This window comes from Gordonia sp. VNK1, from assembly GCF_040049135.1.
In the GTDB taxonomy this organism is placed as follows: domain Bacteria; phylum Actinomycetota; class Actinomycetes; order Mycobacteriales; family Mycobacteriaceae; genus Gordonia; species Gordonia oleivorans.
Genome location: NZ_JBDZDJ010000002.1, coordinates 237,195 through 253,810, shown reverse-complemented (window position 1 = coordinate 253,810; position 16,616 = coordinate 237,195). Strand labels below are relative to the sequence as shown.

15 protein-coding genes are annotated in these 16,616 nt (G+C 67.5%); 9 read left to right on the top strand and 6 right to left on the bottom strand.

Annotated features, from left to right (window positions below; all coding sequences use genetic code 11):
- From ABLE94_RS03180 to ABLE94_RS03165, 4 genes are all read left to right on the top strand, one after another.
- A complete protein-coding gene (locus ABLE94_RS03180) occupies nt 1-888 on the top strand; it encodes a TIGR01777 family oxidoreductase (RefSeq protein WP_348804140.1) in 888 nt (295 codons plus the stop codon).
- Nucleotides 878-1,711 carry a lipoyl(octanoyl) transferase LipB gene (gene lipB, locus ABLE94_RS03175; RefSeq protein WP_348804141.1) on the top strand — a complete coding sequence of 278 codons (834 nt, stop codon included), beginning with the start codon at nt 878-880 and terminating at the stop codon, nt 1,709-1,711. The genes ABLE94_RS03180 and lipB overlap by 11 nt, the downstream gene beginning before the upstream one ends.
- On the top strand, nt 1,708-2,754 hold the full coding sequence (gene lipA / locus ABLE94_RS03170) for a lipoyl synthase (protein WP_348804142.1): 1,047 nt from the start codon (nt 1,708-1,710) through the stop codon (nt 2,752-2,754). Before lipB ends, lipA begins: the two co-directional genes overlap by 4 nt.
- Before the next feature lie 65 nt (nt 2,755-2,819).
- Entirely contained in the window at nt 2,820-3,566 is a 747-nt protein-coding gene (locus tag ABLE94_RS03165; RefSeq protein WP_348804143.1) for a DUF4191 domain-containing protein, read from the top strand.
- Nucleotides 3,567-3,640: 74 nt separating this feature from the next.
- Here the strand turns inward: ABLE94_RS03165 and ABLE94_RS03160 are convergent, their stop codons facing one another.
- Nucleotides 3,641-4,138, bottom strand: coding sequence for an RDD family protein (locus ABLE94_RS03160; RefSeq protein WP_348804144.1), 498 nt, complete (start codon nt 4,136-4,138; stop codon nt 3,641-3,643).
- 374 nt (nt 4,139-4,512) lie between these two features.
- Here ABLE94_RS03160 and glnA (ABLE94_RS03155) point away from each other — a divergent pair, with 374 nt between their 5' ends.
- The 3 genes from glnA (ABLE94_RS03155) to ABLE94_RS03145 all read left to right on the top strand — a co-directional run bounded on the left by glnA (ABLE94_RS03155) (nt 4,513) and on the right by ABLE94_RS03145 (nt 6,807).
- Nucleotides 4,513-5,946: a type I glutamate--ammonia ligase gene (glnA, locus tag ABLE94_RS03155; protein ID WP_348804145.1), complete on the top strand. Its 1,434-nt coding sequence runs from the start codon at nt 4,513-4,515 to the stop codon at nt 5,944-5,946.
- Between the two features lie 190 nt (nt 5,947-6,136).
- On the top strand, nt 6,137-6,322 hold the full coding sequence (locus ABLE94_RS03150) for a hypothetical protein (protein ID WP_348804146.1): 186 nt from the start codon (nt 6,137-6,139) through the stop codon (nt 6,320-6,322).
- Between the two features lie 71 nt (nt 6,323-6,393).
- A complete protein-coding gene (locus ABLE94_RS03145) occupies nt 6,394-6,807 on the top strand; it encodes a hypothetical protein (RefSeq protein WP_348808047.1) in 414 nt (137 codons plus the stop codon).
- Between the two features lie 7 nt (nt 6,808-6,814).
- On the opposite strand, the gene ABLE94_RS03140 is transcribed toward ABLE94_RS03145, so the two are convergent.
- Nucleotides 6,815-8,341 (bottom strand): MFS transporter, encoded by a 1,527-nt coding sequence (locus tag ABLE94_RS03140; protein ID WP_348804148.1) that lies wholly within the window; start codon nt 8,339-8,341, stop codon nt 6,815-6,817.
- A gap of 99 nt (nt 8,342-8,440) precedes the next feature.
- Between ABLE94_RS03140 and ABLE94_RS03135 the strand changes: the two genes are divergently transcribed.
- Nucleotides 8,441-9,202 carry a TetR/AcrR family transcriptional regulator gene (locus tag ABLE94_RS03135; RefSeq protein ID WP_348804149.1) on the top strand — a complete coding sequence of 254 codons (762 nt, stop codon included), beginning with the start codon at nt 8,441-8,443 and terminating at the stop codon, nt 9,200-9,202.
- A gap of 16 nt (nt 9,203-9,218) precedes the next feature.
- Here the strand turns inward: ABLE94_RS03135 and ABLE94_RS03130 are convergent, their stop codons facing one another.
- The 4 genes from ABLE94_RS03130 to glnA (ABLE94_RS03115) form a co-directional block, all read right to left on the bottom strand.
- The gene (locus ABLE94_RS03130; RefSeq protein WP_348808046.1) at nt 9,219-9,875 is read right to left on the bottom strand and encodes a biliverdin-producing heme oxygenase; all 657 of its coding nucleotides are present in this window, start codon (nt 9,873-9,875) and stop codon (nt 9,219-9,221) included.
- 82 nt (nt 9,876-9,957) lie between these two features.
- A complete protein-coding gene (locus ABLE94_RS03125; RefSeq protein ID WP_348808045.1) occupies nt 9,958-10,899 on the bottom strand; it encodes an endonuclease/exonuclease/phosphatase family protein in 942 nt (313 codons plus the stop codon).
- A 2-nt stretch (nt 10,900-10,901) separates the two neighbouring features.
- Nucleotides 10,902-13,913, bottom strand: coding sequence for a bifunctional [glutamine synthetase] adenylyltransferase/[glutamine synthetase]-adenylyl-L-tyrosine phosphorylase (locus tag ABLE94_RS03120; protein WP_348804152.1), 3,012 nt, complete (start codon nt 13,911-13,913; stop codon nt 10,902-10,904).
- 104 nt (nt 13,914-14,017) lie between these two features.
- The gene (gene glnA / locus ABLE94_RS03115) at nt 14,018-15,358 is read right to left on the bottom strand and encodes a type I glutamate--ammonia ligase (protein ID WP_348804153.1); all 1,341 of its coding nucleotides are present in this window, start codon (nt 15,356-15,358) and stop codon (nt 14,018-14,020) included.
- A gap of 345 nt (nt 15,359-15,703) precedes the next feature.
- On the opposite strand from glnA (ABLE94_RS03115), the gene panB reads away from it, so the two are divergent.
- Complete coding sequence (gene panB, locus ABLE94_RS03110; protein ID WP_348804154.1) at nt 15,704-16,570, top strand: 3-methyl-2-oxobutanoate hydroxymethyltransferase; 867 nt, start codon at nt 15,704-15,706, stop codon at nt 16,568-16,570.
- Nucleotides 16,571-16,616: the final 46 nt, after the last annotated feature.

Below are 16,616 nucleotides of genomic sequence, written 5' to 3'. Positions count from 1 at the left end.
ATGCGGATTGCCCTCGCCGGAGCCTCGGGCCTGATCGGTTCGGCCCTGGCTCCGGCGCTGGAATCCGCCGGCCACACCGTCCGGCGACTGGTCCGGCGCGAGGCGTCCGAACCCGGCGAGTTCAGCTGGGACCCGGAGTCGTTCGGGGTGCCGGACGAAGCCCTCGACGGCGTCGATGCGGTGATCAGCCTCGGCGGTGTCGGGATCGGCAACGGCCGGTGGAGCGGGCGGTTCAAACAGGAGCTCCGCGACTCCCGGATCACCCCGACCCAGGTGATCGCCGAGGCCGTCCGCGACGCCGGCGTGCCGACCCTGATCTCCGCCAGCGCCACCGGTTTCTACGGTGACACCGGCGATCGGGTGGTCACCGAGGCCGACGGCGCCGGCTCCGGATTCCTCGCCGAGTTGACCACGGACTGGGAGAAGGCCGCCGTCGACAACGTCGGCGACGACACCCGGCTGGCGCTGTTGCGTACGGCGCCGGTCCTCGCCCGCAACGGCGGCATCCTGTCGCGCCTGCGGCCGCTGTTCAAGCTGGGGCTGGGCGGCACGATAGGCAATGGGCGGCAGTACTTTTCGTGGATCTCGCTGCTCGACGAGGTGCGTGCCATCACCTTCGTGCTCGAGTCGCAGATCAGCGGCCCGGTCAACCTGTGCGCGCCGTCGGCGGTGCATTTCGCCACCTTCGTCGACGCGCTGGGCTCCTCCGTACACCGTCCCACCCTGTTCGCGGTCCCGGCGTTCGCGGCGCGGGCGGTCGGTGGCGAGATGATCGAGGAAATGGTTCTGGCCTCCCAACGCGTTGCACCCGCTGTGCTGACCGATCACGACTTCGAATTCACCCATCCGACGATCGCCGCGGCCCTGGACTACGCCAATGGCCACTGACTTGACCCACCCGACCGACACCGCCGCACGCGCGACGTCGCTGGGCACCGATGTGCACGCGCAGACCACCTCCCCCACACCGGCATCGCGGCGGGCGTCGGTGCGGTCGGCGTCGACGCCGATCGAGGTCCGTCACCTGGGTGTGCTCGGCTACCGCGAGGCCTACGACCTGCAGCACCGGCTGGCCGCCGAGCGCGCCGCGGGCACCCTCGATCACGATCTGCTGCTGGTCCTGGAGCACCCCTCGATCTACACCGCGGGCAAGCGCACGGAGGACTCCGATCGCCCGACGAACGGCGCCGAGGTGATCGACGTCGACCGCGGCGGCCGGATCACCTGGCACGGTCCCGGACAACTCGTCGGATACCCGATCGTGAAGCTCGCCGAACCCCTCGACGTCGTCGAGTATGTGCGTCGGCTGGAGGCCGCGTTGATGACGGTCTGCGCCGACCGCGGCGTCACCACCACCCGGGTCGAGGGACGTTCCGGCGTCTGGGTGATCGACGGTCCCGACGTCGCGCCGGTGCCGGGCCGCAGCCCCGAACGCAAACTGGGTCAGATCGGCATCCGCGTCGCACGCGGTGTCGCGTTGCACGGATTCGCCCTCAACGTCGACCCCGATCTGAGCGCCTTCGACGCGATCGTCCCGTGCGGCATCGCCGACGCCGGGGTCACCTCGCTGTCGCGTGAATCTCCTCACCCGGTCACCGTCGCCGCGATCACCGACGAGGTGATCAGCGCGGTCATCGACGCGATCGACCGGCCCACGCCATCGGCCGCAGCCGGTGACGCTCGTACGCCGCGCGTAGGATCGGAGCAGTGACCGTGGCACCCGATACCCCCCAGTCCACCTCCCCCGGCGCGCCGCCCGAAGGCCGCAAACTGTTGCGCCTCGAGGTCCGCAACGCGCAGACCCCGATCGAACGCAAGCCGAGCTGGATCAAGACGCGGGCCACGATGGGCCCGGAGTACACCGAGCTCAAGGGGCTGGTGAAACGCGAAGGGCTGCACACGGTCTGCGAGGAAGCGGGCTGCCCCAACATCTTCGAATGCTGGGAGGACCGCGAGGCCACCTTCCTCATCGGCGGCGAGCAGTGCACCCGGCGTTGCGACTTCTGCCAGATCGACACGGGTAAACCCGCCGAACTCGATCGTGACGAACCGCGCCGCGTCGCGGAGAGCGTGCAGGCGATGGGTCTGCGGTATTCGACGATCACCGGTGTCGCGCGCGACGACCTGCCGGACGAGGGTGCGTGGCTCTACGCCGAGACGGTCCGAGCGATCCACCGGCTGAACCCGGGTACCGGCGTGGAGAATCTGATCCCCGATTTCCATGCGAAGCCCGATCTGCTCGCCGAGGTCTTCGACGCCCGTCCCGAGGTGCTCGCACACAACCTGGAGACCGTGCCGCGGATCTTCAAGCGGATCCGGCCGGCATTCCGCTACGAGCGGTCACTCGACGTCCTCACCCAGGCGCGTGACTTCGGTCTGGTCACCAAGTCCAATCTGATCCTCGGCATGGGCGAGACCCCCGAGGAGGTGCAGTCGGCGATCGTCGACCTGCACGAGGCGGGCTGCGACATCCTGACGATCACCCAGTACCTGCGTCCCTCGCCGCGGCATCATCCGGTCGAGCGGTGGGTCAAGCCGGAGGAGTTCGTCGATCACTCGGAGTTCGCCGAGGAGGTCGGGTTCGCCGGGGTGATGGCCGGTCCGCTGGTCCGCTCGTCCTACCGGGCCGGACGGCTCTACGCGCAGGCGATGGCCCACCACGGCCGGGAACTCTCCGATTCGCTCACGCACCTCGCCGCCGAGGGTTCGGCCAGCCAGGAGGCCTCGTCGCTGATGACCCGCCTGGCCCGCTGACGACTGTTCACCCCGAGTCGTGACCACGTGTCGGTGACGCCGGGTTCGGACGTATCCTGGAGGGCATGGCAAAGGCGCAGGCGGCGAGCAAAGAGGACAAGAAGGCCGCGAGGAAGGCCCGTAGGCAGGCAAGCAAGGAGCGCATCACGCAGCTCTGGCAGGCCTTCCAGATGCAGCGCAAGGAAGACAAACGGCTGATCCCGTACATGGTCGGCCTCTTCGTGGCGATCGTGGCGATCTTCGTGGTCATCGGCCTGCTGATCGGGTCACCGTGGTTGTTGATCCCGCTGGGCGTCGTGCTCGGCATCCTCGCCGCCTTCCTGCTCTTCGGACGACGCGTCCAGAAGACCGTGTACACCAAGGCCGAGGGCCAGCCCGGCGCGGCCGGATGGGCACTGTCCAACATGCGCGGCCAGTGGCGAGTCCAGCAGGCCGTCACCGGCACCTCACACCTCGACGCCGTGCACCGGGTGATCGGCAAGCCGGGTGTGATCCTGGTCGGCGAGGGCTCCCCCGCCCGCGTGAAGACCCTTCTCGGACAAGAGAAGAAGAAGGTGGCCCGCGTCGTCGGTGACACCCCGATCTACGAGATCATGGTCGGCAACGACGACGGTCAGGTGCCGCTGTCCAAGCTCGAACGTCACCTGAACAAGCTGCCCGGCAACATCGATCGCAAGCGGATGGAAACCCTCGAGGGCCGGCTGTCGGCGCTCGGCAGCCGCCAGCCGGGTCCGGGTATGCCCAAGGGGCCGATCCCGGGCAACGCCAAGGTGCGCAGCATGCAGCGCACCGCGCGTCGCCGGGGCGCCTGAGCGTTCACCCACCCCTCGGCGGGCCCCGCAGTGAGAGATGACCGGATCGGCGCACCGATCCGGCACCTCCCGCGTCAACGCGTGTGCACCATCGCGGTGCCGGTGGCGCGGTCGTGCAGGGCGCGGCCGTTGTAGTCGTTCATGAGCGCGGGCACCAGGAACACGATCAGCACCTGACGCGCCAGGGCCCGGATCGGCCCGACCGACGCGACCGGCACGGTGCCGGCCACCTCGTCGGCCATCCGGTCGGGTCCGTGATCGACGCGGGCCACCCGGATCCCCACGGCGAACTGGCCGGGGGTGAATCCGAAGAGCGTCACCGAGACCACGCCGATGACGAACCAGACCGCGAGGACCGCCAGGCCGAGGTTGGGTGAGCCGAAACTCACGAACAGCAGGGCCAGTCCACCGCCGATCAGCCAGTCGATGAGCAGTGCGAGGGTGCGCGGCCAGCCCCCGACCAGGGAACCCGGCCCGGCCTCGGGCAGCCCGAGATCGGCACCGCGGTACTCGAGATCGACGGGCCGGCTGGACTGAGGACCCGACAACCACGATCCGGTGGCGCGTCCCATCAGCAGATCACCTCCGCCGGTGGCGTCGACGAGGTGATGGGGCGGGAACAGAACTCCGGGTCGTGCATGAGTCCCATGGTAGAGGCCTGATTGTGGGCCCGGCCGCCGCGCCCGATCCCGCCCGGGGTTGGTCCGCGAGGGCAATGAGGGGGATCCCTTTCGCCCCGTGTGGTCGATACGGAATAGTTGCACTGGGTACGACGCCCCGACCGCCAGATCCGCGTAACACACGAGAAACATGGCTTTGACGTACGGGCAACGTCACGTCCATACGGTTCAGGCTGAGATCCGCTGTCGCCTCTCGAAAGCGGACCAGGCGTGTCAGGTCACGCTCACGCGGCCTGACCCCGACAACATGAAGGAGTCACCGCACGGTGTACAGCAGCAACGAAGAACTTCTCGAGGGCATCAAGTCGTCGGGTGTCGAGTACGTCGACATCCGCTTCTGCGACCTGCCCGGTGTGATGCAGCACTTCTCGATTCCCGCCTCGGCGTTCGACGAGTCGGTGTTCGAGGACGGTCTGGCGTTCGACGGATCGTCGGTCCGCGGCTTCCAGTCGATCGACGAGTCGGACATGATGCTGCTGCCCGACCCGGCCACCGCGCGGATCGATCCGTTCCGCAAGGCCAAGACGATGAACGTCAGCTTCTTCGTCCACGACCCGTTCACCCGCGAGGCCTACAGCCGCGACCCGCGTAACGTCGCCCGCAAGGCCGAGGACTACCTCGCCTCCACCGGCATCGCCGACACCTGCTTCTTCGGTGCCGAGGCCGAGTTCTACATCTTCGACTCGGTGGCCTTCGACTCGCAGATGAACGGCACCTTCTACGAGGTCGAGTCCGAGTCGGGCTGGTGGAACTCCGGTTCGCCGACCGACCCGGACGGCAGCCCGAACCTCGGCTACAAGGTCCGCCCCAAGGGCGGGTACTTCCCGGTGGCCCCCTACGACCATTACGTCGATCTGCGCGACGAGATGTCGACCAACCTGACCAACGCGGGCTTCGAGCTCGAGCGCGGTCACCACGAGGTCGGCACCGGCGGCCAGGCCGAGATCAACTACAAGTTCAACACGCTGCTGCACGCGGCCGACGATGTGCTGCTGTTCAAGTACATCATCAAGAACACCGCGTACGCCAACGGCAAGACGGTCACCTTCATGCCGAAGCCGCTCTTCGGTGACAACGGCTCGGGCATGCACGCCCACCAGTCGCTGTGGAAGGACGGCAAGCCGCTGTTCCACGACGAGGCCGGCTACGCGGGCCTGTCGGACCTGGCGCGGTACTACATCGGCGGCATCCTGCACCACGCCCCGTCGCTGCTGGCCTTCACCAACCCGACGGTGAACTCCTACAAGCGTCTGGTGCCCGGCTACGAGGCCCCGATCAACCTGGTCTACAGCCAGCGCAACCGCAGCGCCTGCGTGCGTATCCCGATCACCGGCAACAACCCGAAGGCCAAGCGCCTCGAGTTCCGTTGCCCGGACAGCTCGGGTAACCCGTACCTGGCCTTCGCGGCGATGATGATGGCCGGTCTCGACGGCATCAAGAACAAGATCGAGCCGCACGAGCCCGTCGACAAGGACCTCTACGAGCTTCCGCCGGAGGAGGCCAAGGGCATCCCGCAGGCCCCGACCTCGCTGTCGGCGGTCATCGACAAGCTCGAAGAGGATCACGAATACCTCACCGCCGGTGGCGTATTCACCGAGGACCTCATCGAGACCTGGATCGCGCTCAAGCGCGAGAACGAGATCGAGCCGGTGCAGATCCGTCCGCATCCGTATGAGTTCGCGCTCTACTACGACTGCTGACACGGCTGGTCGGTGACCCCGACCGCACGCACGGAATCGAATGGCCCACCGGCATTGCCGGTGGGCCATTCGGCATCCGGGTGCGAGAAAATCGTCAAAATCCAGACCGTTACGTCAATTGTGTGTGAAGGATCCCACGCGGGACCTTTTCCTCTCACGCAATCACAGCGCAGGCCGTAACCTTTCCCACATGTCCCGTATGCTTTTTGTTGAAGACTTGGCTCCCGGTGATCGCATCAGCGTGGACGGCGTTACCGCCGTCGTGCGCAAGCAGGTCCCGCATGGAACCGACGAGCGCCTCGTCGAACTCGTCCACAGCTCCGATGATCGCGAGCAATTCGTTCTCAAGACCGGCTCGAAAGTCGAAGTTCTCTGACGAATTCGCCGGCATTTCGCACACGCCGAGTTCTCCCACAGAACATGACGAGACCGTCTTAGGATGAGGCCATGATCCGCATACTCATCCGCACCCTCGTGTATCTGATCTCGGCGGCCATCGGATTGTTGGTCGCCACCGCGGTGCTCGACGATATGACGATCCACTGGGCCGGATTTCTGCTCGCCCTGGTTATTTTTGCTGCGGCACAACTGATTCTGGGACCGTTCATCACCAAGTTCGTCGCCAAGAACGCCGAGGCATTGCTCGGTGGGGTCGGGCTGGTATCCACCTTCGTCGCGCTGCTGTTGACGCAGTTGCTTCCCGTCAGTGACGGCATCTCGATCACCGGCATCCCCACCTGGATCGCCGCCACCGTCATCGTGTGGCTGGTGACCGCGCTCGCGACGCTCTTCGTTCCCTTCCTGCTCGCGAAGGCCGGCATCCGCGAAGCCCGCGAGGACGCGGCCGACGCCAAGAACTGACCACCACTCACCCGCGGCCTCCGATCGGCGCAACGATCCCCAGTGGTTCGACGCGCCGAAGCCGTCGACGGGGCATCCAGGTTGCCCATGCGACCAGTGCCGCGCAGGCGAGCAGCACCGCGGCGCCGGTCCACGCCGCCGCCGACATCCCGCTCACATACGCGGCACGTGCCGCGTCCAGCACTGTTGCGGCGTCGCCGGGCAGCAGCGAATGAGACTGGGCGACGGCACCGGCGAGACTGTCCGCCGCCGCCCCCGATCCGTCCGCGGAGGGGAACGCCGACCGATACACCGCGCTGACGACACTACCGAGCACCGCGATACCGAGCGCGCCGCCGAGTTCGCTGGTGGTCTCCAAGAGCCCGGCCGTGGCACCTGCGCGTTCCTTCGGGGCGAGACCGACGACGTGATCGGCCACCACCGACGTCGTTGCGACGATCCCCGAGGCGAGCAACGCCGATCCGACGAGCGCCGTGATCAAGGTGTGGGTGCCGGAGAATGCGAGCACCACATATCCCCCAGTCCCCACGAGTAATCCGCTGATCATCACCACGGGCCTTCCCGTGCGTGCGGCGGCGCTCACCGCGACCGGCGCGGCGACGGCAACCGCCACCGTCGGCAGCACACTCCACATCGCGGCGCGCAGCGGACTGTAGCCGAGCACCGACTGCAGATACTGGGTGACGATCACCGAGTTGCCGAGCAGTGCGAACATGCACACCAGATTCGTCGTGACCGACACCGCGAACCGTCGTTGCGCCAGAAGCCCGAGATCGAGCATCGGTACCCTCAGACGCTGCTGGCGAACAACGAAGGCACACAATGCCATCACACCGACGACCAGCATCAGGCCACGCTGTGGTGACCAGCCTTTCGCGGCGAACTCCTTGAGCGCGTACACCGTCGGCAGCACACCGGCCAGCGCCAGCACCGCGCTGGGCAGGTCGACGTGCCGCCCGGCCACCGCCGTCACCCCGGGCAGCACGAACGGCGCCACGATCAGCAGCAGCGCCATCACCGGCAGGTTGATCAGGAACACCGATCCCCACCAGAAGTGCTCGAGGAGCAGTCCGGAGATGATGGGTCCGACCGCCACTCCGCCCGCCAGCACGGCATTCCAGGTCGCGATGGCCTTGGCCCGGCGCGCGTCGTCGCCGTCGAAGACGTACTTGATGAGGGCCAGCGTGGTGGGCATGAGCGTGGCACCCGACACCGCCAGGACGGCGCGCGCACCGATGAGCATCGCCGGCGAGGAGGCTGTCGCCGCGAGGACGGAGGCGGCGCCGAATCCCGCTGCGCCCCACATCAACAGCCGTCGGTGCCCGATCCGATCGGCCACCGACCCCATGGTCAGCAGAAGCCCGGCGAGAACGAAGCCGTAGACATCGAAGATCCAGAGTTGCTGCACGGGAGACGGATTGAGGTCGGCCGCGATGTAGGGCACGGCGAAGAACAGCACCGAGACATCCATCGAGACGATCAGCATCGGCAGGCAGAGGATCACCACCGACAGCCACGGGGAACGAGAGGACATGAGAACAACTCCTTTCTGCGTATGACACATACTGTTTATGTCATATCCAGATGATAGGAGCTATCTGCGTACAGCACAAGCAATTAGTACGATGGGCGTATGCCCTCACCCGACGACGCGGACGTCGCCGCATCCCTCCCGAGATCGATCGCAGCGTTGTGGGGTCGTTCGGTTTCGACGACCAAACGCGGCCCCAGACCGGCGCTGACCGTCCGCGACATCGCCCGCGCCGCGGTGTCGGTCGCCGACGATCGGGGATGGGAGGCGGTGTCGATGAAGGCCATTGCCGACGCCGTCGGGCTGAGCACCATGGCGTTGTATCGCTACGTCGACAGCAAGGCCGACATCATCGACCTGCTCGTCGACGAGGCATACGGCCCCGCCGACGACGCCCTGGGCACTCGCGGAACCTGGCGCGAGCGCATCGGCGAGTGGGCCATGACGGCTGCGGCGGACCTACGACGACGGCCCTGGCTCACCGAGATCCCGATGTCGCGGCCACCGGTGGGCCCCAACGTCCTGTCCTGGACCGAGGCCGGCATCCGCTGCTTCGACGGCACAGCGCTCTCGGGTCAGCACAAGATGAACGCGCTCCTGGTCGTCGACGGTTTCGTACGTCAGACCCTCCGGCAGGCGACACAGATGGGCCTGCTCGGCAGCGCCCGTCCGGAGTCCACGTCGGCGATGAGCTATGAGGAGATGGTCATCCACCTCATCGACGGCACCCACTATCCCGCGCTGCTCGGTGCGGTGAGCGACGCCCGACTGACCGACGACAACGACGACTTCGTGACCGAGCAACTCGAATTCGGGCTCGAGGTCATTCTGGACGGACTGGCACGCACGATCGAGCGCGCGTGAGCCATCCACCAAACGGTCAGCCGCGATCGGCCGCCAGATCGGCGAAGAGCGCCTGATTGTGGCCGAACGCCCCGATCGCCTCGTCGACGAGACGGTCGACGCCGTCGGCATCGAGGGGCAGCGCGTCAAGGCTGTCCCGGTAGGAATCCTTGTAGCGCTTGAGCTTGTCGATGTCGAAGGCGTAGAAGGTCAGCGCGGCGTCGTCGACGCCGTAATGCTGCCGCATCCGGTGCGCGACGACCTGTCCCCCGCTCAGATCGCCGAGATAGCGGGTGTAATGGTGGGCGACGTAACGAGCCGGGTCGGCAACGGTGGCCTCGATGGCCGACACATAGGCCGCCACCGCCGGCGACGGTGTGAGTGCATCGACGTCCACACCCAGGGCGGCGAGGTCGGCCGTCAGCCGGGGCACGCGTCGGAGCTTCTCGTCACGGACCGCGTCGGCCACCGCGTCACCCGCGAGCCGATCCCCGACGTCCTCCAGAGCGCGATAGACGAACAGCAGTTGCTGCGCCAGCCCGGCGTACGCATCGACATCGAGCCGGCCCGACATCAGGTCGTCGATGAACGGGGAACTCTCGGCCTGCTCATGTGCCACTGCGGTGGCCGCACGCAGCCGCGCGGACACCGTGGCCGGGGGGACCGTGGCGGGGGGATCGGAAATCGACGTCATGATGCACCTTTGATACCACCCTGGGCACGACGGAGGGAAGGTGTGGCAAACCTGATCACACCCACCAGCCCCGCGCGGGCGGTCAGGAGGCCACCAGGGTGACCACCACTCCTCGATGATCCGACCCCGACACCGAGAAGGTCCGCACCGAGGTCGCGATGAATCCGCGCACGATCACGTGATCGATCGCCGCGAGGGGGCGGTCACCGAATCGATCGGTCGGGAAGGTCGGGCGCCATCCGGCCCCGGCCTGGGAGGTGGTGTCGGCGAACCCGTCGGTCAACAGGTCCCGATACTGCACGTGATCCCAGGTTGCGTTGACATCGCCGGCCACGATCACCGGGCCGTCGGGCAGCGCCTGCAACTGATCCTTGAGCAGACCCATGTCCTGCACCCAGTCGCCGGCATGCCCGCTCAACGGCGCCGGCGTGTGCACCGCCAGCACCCTCGTCGACGGCGCTCCCGGGACGGGCGTACGCGCGGACAGATTGTTGAGCACCATGTTGGGGATGCGCTGCTCGTCGGTGAGCGGCCGACTGCTGAGCAGCACGGTGCCGGCGGCCTGCGGTCCTGGGATCGCGTACTCATACCGGAGTCGCCCCGCCAGCGCACTTGCGCGGACCCGGTCGAGTGCCTCCGGGGTGACCTCCTGCAAGGAGACGAGGTCGGCGTCGGCGGCGGCCGCGGCGACATCGTCGACGTTGCCACCGCCGAACTGGAGATTCGCGGTGACCACGGTGAAGCGGTCACCCGCCGGGGCGGTCTGGGACACCCAGAGCGGCCCCTGGGTGAAGCACAGCACCGTGATCGCGACGACCGTCAGCGCCAGCGCCATCCACCGTCGCAGCACGAGGAAGAGCACGAACGCCGCCACGCCGGTCACGATCGTCAGCGGCACCAGGGCGGTGGCGTAGATCGCGTAGGTGCCCCGCGAGGTGAAGAAGTGCAGGAATGCGCCGACGGCGGTGACCGCGAGCAGCACCCATCCGATAATGATCGCGACGAAGGCGAGCAGTCTGCGCACCCTCAGGCCCCGAAGACCTTGCGCACCACGTTCTTTGCCCGGCGGGTCACCCGCAGGTAGTTCTCCAGGAACTCCGCCGCCTGGTCCTCCGGCCAGCCGGCCGCAAAGGCGATCTGCCGCAACTGCTTTCCGGGGGCCGGCAGTTGATCGACCGGTTTACCACGCACCAGGACCAGTGCGTTGCGGGCCTTGGTCGCGGTCAGCCACGCCTGTTTGAGCGTCGCGACGTCGTTCTCCCCCAACAGTTCCGCCGATCCGATCGCGTCGAGGGTCTGCAGCGTCGAGGTGTTGTGCAGCGACGCGTATCGGTGGGCGTAACGCAGCTGCATGAGCTGCACGGTCCACTCGACGTCGGCCAGTCCCCCGCGTCCGAGTTTGGTGTGGGTGGCCGGGTCGGCGCCGCGCGGCAGCCGCTCGGAGTCGACGCGGGCCTTGATCCGTCGGATCTCACGCACCGCCGCCGACGACACCCCGCCGGCCGGGTACCGGATCCGGTCGGCCATGTGCAGAAAGTCGATGCCGAGTTGATTGTCGCCGGCCACCTGGTGGGCCCGCAGCAATGCCTGGATCTCCCACGGCTGGGCCCACTGCTCGTAGTACGCCTCGTACGCCGTCAGGGTGCGCACCACCGGCCCGTTGCGTCCCTCGGGACGCAGACCGGTGTCGACCACCAGAGGCGGATCCTGGCTGGGCGAACCCAGCATCGACCGGACCCGTTCGGCGATGCCCTGCGCCCACCGCACCGCGACCTGCTCGTCGGCGCCGGGTTTGGGCTGGCAGACGAACAGCACGTCGGCATCGGAGCCGTAGCCGAGCTCCAGCCCGCCCAGGCGTCCCATCCCGATGACGGCGATGAGTGCCGGCGCCTCCTCGCCGCGCTCCGCCTCGGAGGCGTTGGTGGCCACGGTCAGCGCCGCGTTGAGGACCGCCGCCCAGATGCTCGAGAGGGCATGGCAGACCTGCGGCACATCCATCATCCCGAGGACGTCGGCCGAGGCGATGCGGGCGAGTTCGGCGCGGCGGTGCGACCGCGCCGCGGCGACCGCACGTTGCAGATCGGTCTGCCGCACCGCGGAGGCGACGAGGCCCTTGGCCACATCCTCGGGGCGGGTCTCGCAGAGTTTGGGCCCGTTGGCCCCGTCGGAGTAGAGGTGGATGACCTCCGGCGAGCGCATCAGCAGATTCGCGATGAACTCGGAGGTCCCCAACACCTTCATCAGGCGTTCGGCGACCACACCGTCGTCGCGGAGCAACCGCAGGAACCAGTCGTTGTCCATCTCCTCGCAGAGGCGGCGGTAGTTGAGCAGTCCGGCGTCGGGGTCCGGGGTGTCGCCGATGTGCTCGAGGAGTTGCGGCAGGATCAGCAACTGCACCTGACCGCGTCGCCCCGGCGCCGACGCGAGGGCCCGGATGTGGCTGAGCGCCCGCTCGGGCTGGGCGTATCCCAGCGCGGCCAGACGCCGCTCGGCGGATTTGTCGCTGAGCGTCAGTTCCTCGGGGTTGAAGCGGGTCGCGGCCTCCAACAGCGGCCGGTAGAAGAGTTTCTGGTGGAGGCGACGCACCCGCAGCGCCTGGTGTTTGATCTGGCGACGTAACACCGCCGTGGCGTCCAGGTCACCTTCGCGGCGGATGTGGGCGGCTCGCGCGAGCCACCGCATGCCCTCGTCGTCGTCGAACTCGGGCAGCAGATGGGTCCGCGTCATCTTCTGCAGCTGCAGCCGATGCTCGAGGAGCCGCAGGAACTGGTACGACGCGATGAGGTTGGCCCCGTCGTCGCGTCCCACGTAGCCACCGGCGGTCAGCGCCTCCAGAGCGTCGACGGTGGCGCGGACGCGGAGCTTCTCGTTGACCCGGCCGTGCACCATCTGCAGCAGCTGCACGGCGAACTCGACGTCGCGCAGGCTGCCGCTGCCGAGCTTCAGGTTGCGTTCGCGTTCGTCTTCGGGCACGAGTTCCTCGACGCGCCGGCGCATTGCCTGCACCTCGTGGACGAAGTCGTCACGCTCGGCCGCCTGCCAGACGAGGGGGTTGATCGCCTCGAAGTACGCGTTGGCCAGTTCCATGTCGCCGGTCATCGGACGGGCCTTGAGCTGGGCCTGGAACTCCCACGTCTTGGCCCACCGGTCGTAGTAGGCGATGTGTGATTCGAGCGTGCGGGTCAGTGCGCCGGCCTTGCCCTCGGGACGCAGTGCCGCGTCGACCTCGAAGAACGCGAGCGATCCGACCCGCATCAGCTCACCGGCGATGCGGGCCGAGCGGCCGTCGGCGGGTTCGCTGACGAACACCACGTCGACGTCGCTGACGTAATTCAGTTCGCGCGCACCGCATTTGCCCATCGCGATGACCCCGAGCCGAACGGTCAACGGTGCGTCACCGCACACCTCCCGGATGGCCACGGCCAGTGCGGTGGTCAATGCCGCGTCGGCGAGATCGGCCAGGAACGCTCCGACCTCGGGGAACCACATGACCTGCTCGTCCTCGACGGTGGAGGCGACGTCGTGCGCGGCGAGCTGCAGGATCAGGTCACGGTAGGCCAGCCGCATCGCCACGACCGCCTTGGGCCCACTGAACCCGGCCCGAAAGACCTTGTTGCCCTTCTCGAGCTCACCCTGTTCGGCCACCGCGTCGACCGACGCCAGCATCGAGGAGTAGATCTCGTCGAGGCTCGGCAGCGTGTCGGAGATGAGTGTGCGCCACGACGACGGCTCGGCGACGAGGTGATCGCCGAGGGCGTCGGAGGAACCGAGAATCCCGAAGAGCCGCCCTCGAAACCCCTTGTCCGCCCGCAGCAAGGCGTCGATCTCATCCCAGTCGCCCGGCGCGGCGGCGGCACGGAGCCGGGTCAGCGCACGCAGGGCCAGATCGGCGTCGGGCGCGCGGGACAGCGCCCAGAGCAGATCGATCGACGTCTCCGAATCCCATCCCAGCTCGGCCAGGTCGGCGGGCGCGGACGAGTTGAGCAGACCCAACCGCCCGGCGCTGGGGACGGCACCTCGACCGTGGAGCGATGTCACCCCACGAAAGTAACGCCCCGCACGCCGGACTCCGACGCCGGTCCCCCTTCAGCGTGTCTGCCGGACCGCGTGCCGGGATGCCCGATGTGTCGGGTGCGCCGGAGTTACAGCGGCAGGTAGTTCTTCAGCTCGAACGGGGTGACCAGGCTGCGGTAGTTGGTCCATTCGGTCCACTTGTTGCGCAGGAAGTACTCGAAGACGTGCTCGCCGAGGGCTTCGGCGACCAGTTCGGAGGATTCCATCGCCTGCAGTGCGTCGGCGAGGCTGCCGGGCAGTTCCTTGTATCCCATGGCGCGACGCTCTGCCGGGGTCAGCGCCCAGACGTCGTCCTCGGCCTCGTCGGGGAGTTCGTAATCCTCGGCGATGCCCTTGAGTCCGGCGGCGAGCAGGACCGCGAAGGTGAGGTAGGGGTTGCAGGCCGAGTCGGGGCTGCGCACCTCGACGCGCCGCGACGACGCCTTGTTGGGGGTGTAGAGCGGCAGGCGGATCAGCGCTGACCGGTTGGCGCCGCCCCAGGTGGCCGCGGTGGGGGCCTCACCGCCGTGGATGAGGCGCTTGTAGCTGTTCACCCACTGATTGGTGACCGCGCTGATCTCGGCGGCGTGATGCAGGATGCCGGCGATGAACTTCTTGCCGGTGTCGGAGAGCTGCATCGGGTCGTCGGGGTTGTGGAACGCGTTGGTCTCGCCCTCGAACAGGCTCATGTGGGTGTGCATCGCCGAGCCCGGGTGATCGCTGAACGGCTTGGGCATGAACGTCGCCCAGGTGCCCTCATCGATGGCGACCTCTTTGATGACGTAGCGGAAGGTCATCACGTTATCGGCCATCGAGAGCGCGTCGGCGTAGCGCAGATCGATCTCCTGTTGGCCGGGTGCGCCCTCGTGGTGGGAGAACTCCACCGAGATGCCCATCGATTCGAGCGCCTCGATGGCATGTCGACGGAAGTTGGGCGCCGCGTCGTGAACGGCCTGATCGAAGTAACCGCCCGAATCCGCCGGGGTGGGCACGCTGCCGTCCAGCGGCGCGTCCTTGAGGAGGAAGAACTCGATCTCGGGATGGACGTAGCAACTGAATCCGAGATCGGCGGCCTTGTTCAACTGCCGGCGCAGCACGTGCCGGGAATCCGCCCAGCTCGGGGTGCCGTCGGGCATCGCGATGTCACAGAACATGCGTGCGGAGTGATGCCGGCCGGCCGAGGTGGTCCAGGGCAGGATCTGGAAGGTCGACGGATCCGGCTTGGCGATGGTGTCGGCCTCCGACACCCGCGAGAACCCTTCGATGGCCGAGCCGTCGAACCCGATTCCCTCGGAGAACGCTCCCTCGAGCTCTGCCGGCGCAATGGCGACGGACTTGAGATATCCCAGAACGTCGGTGAACCATAGCCTCACGAATCGGATGTCGCGCTCTTCGAGGGTCCGGAGCACGAATTCCTTTTGGCGATCCATGACCGCCGACATTAGGGATCCCCTGTTAAATCCGTGTTACGTTCACAAGTCGAACGCAACATCCTGCAACTTTCGACATCTCGTCTCACGATTCGGACAACTGCTCTCCCATCGTGGACACACGGCCTGGCGGTCGTGGACCACCGCCCTGGCCGTCGTGGACCACGGCCGGGGGGGCGATCCGCCCGGCCGATCAGCTCGTGATTCGCGTCGGTCGCCGACGCGCCGATGTGACCAAACCCATAGTCGACGGCGCCCTGTGGGTGAACATCCGATGGGACAATGGGGTGTCCCACCCGCCCGGGTACCTGCCGACGCAGGACTCGAGGAAGAAAAGAGACAACGATGTCCGACGTTTCCATCTACGGTGCGTCCGCACCGGCCACTCCCGCAGATTCCGGCGCCGCACCCGCGCGCCGTCGAGTCACCCGCGTTCATCACCTCGCCCAGATGAAGGCCGAGGGTGAGAAATGGTCGATGCTCACCGCCTACGACTACTCCACCGCACGCATCTTCGACGACGCCGAGATCCCGGTCCTGCTCGTCGGCGACTCGGCGGCCAACGTCGTCCTCGGTTACGACACCACGATCCCGGTCAGCACCGACGAACTCATCCCGCTGGCCCGCGCCGTGGTCCGCGGCGCACCGCATGCCCTCGTCGTCGCCGACCTCCCCTTCGGCAGCTACGAGGCCGGCCCGCAGCAGGCCCTCGAGACCGCGGTGCGCTTCTTCAAGGAGACCGGCTGCCACGCAGTCAAACTCGAGGGCGGCGAACGCGTCGCCGATCAGATCGCCACCCTGACCGCCGCCGTCATCCCGGTGATGGCCCACATCGGGTTCACCCCGCAGAGCGTCAACGGACTCGGCGGTTTCCGCGTCCAGGGCCGCGGCGACGCCGCCGATCAGACCATCGCCGACGCCATCGCAGTACAGGAGGCCGGAGCCTTCGCCGTCGTCATGGAGATGGTCCCGGCCGACCTCGCCGGCCAGATCACCCGCAAGCTCACCATCCCCACCGTGGGTATCGGCGCGGGCAACGAGACCGACGCACAGGTCCTCGTCTGGCAGGACATGGCCGGGTTCACCCACGGCCGCACCGCCAGGTTCGTCAAGCGCTTCGCCGACGTCGGCGGTGAACTCCGTTCGGCCGCAGCCGAATACGCCGATGAGGTGCGCCGCGGAGTCTTCCCCGGCCCCGAGCACAGCTACTGAGTTCCCCGATACCACCATGACGATGCCCGCCGTGATCGGCGGGCAT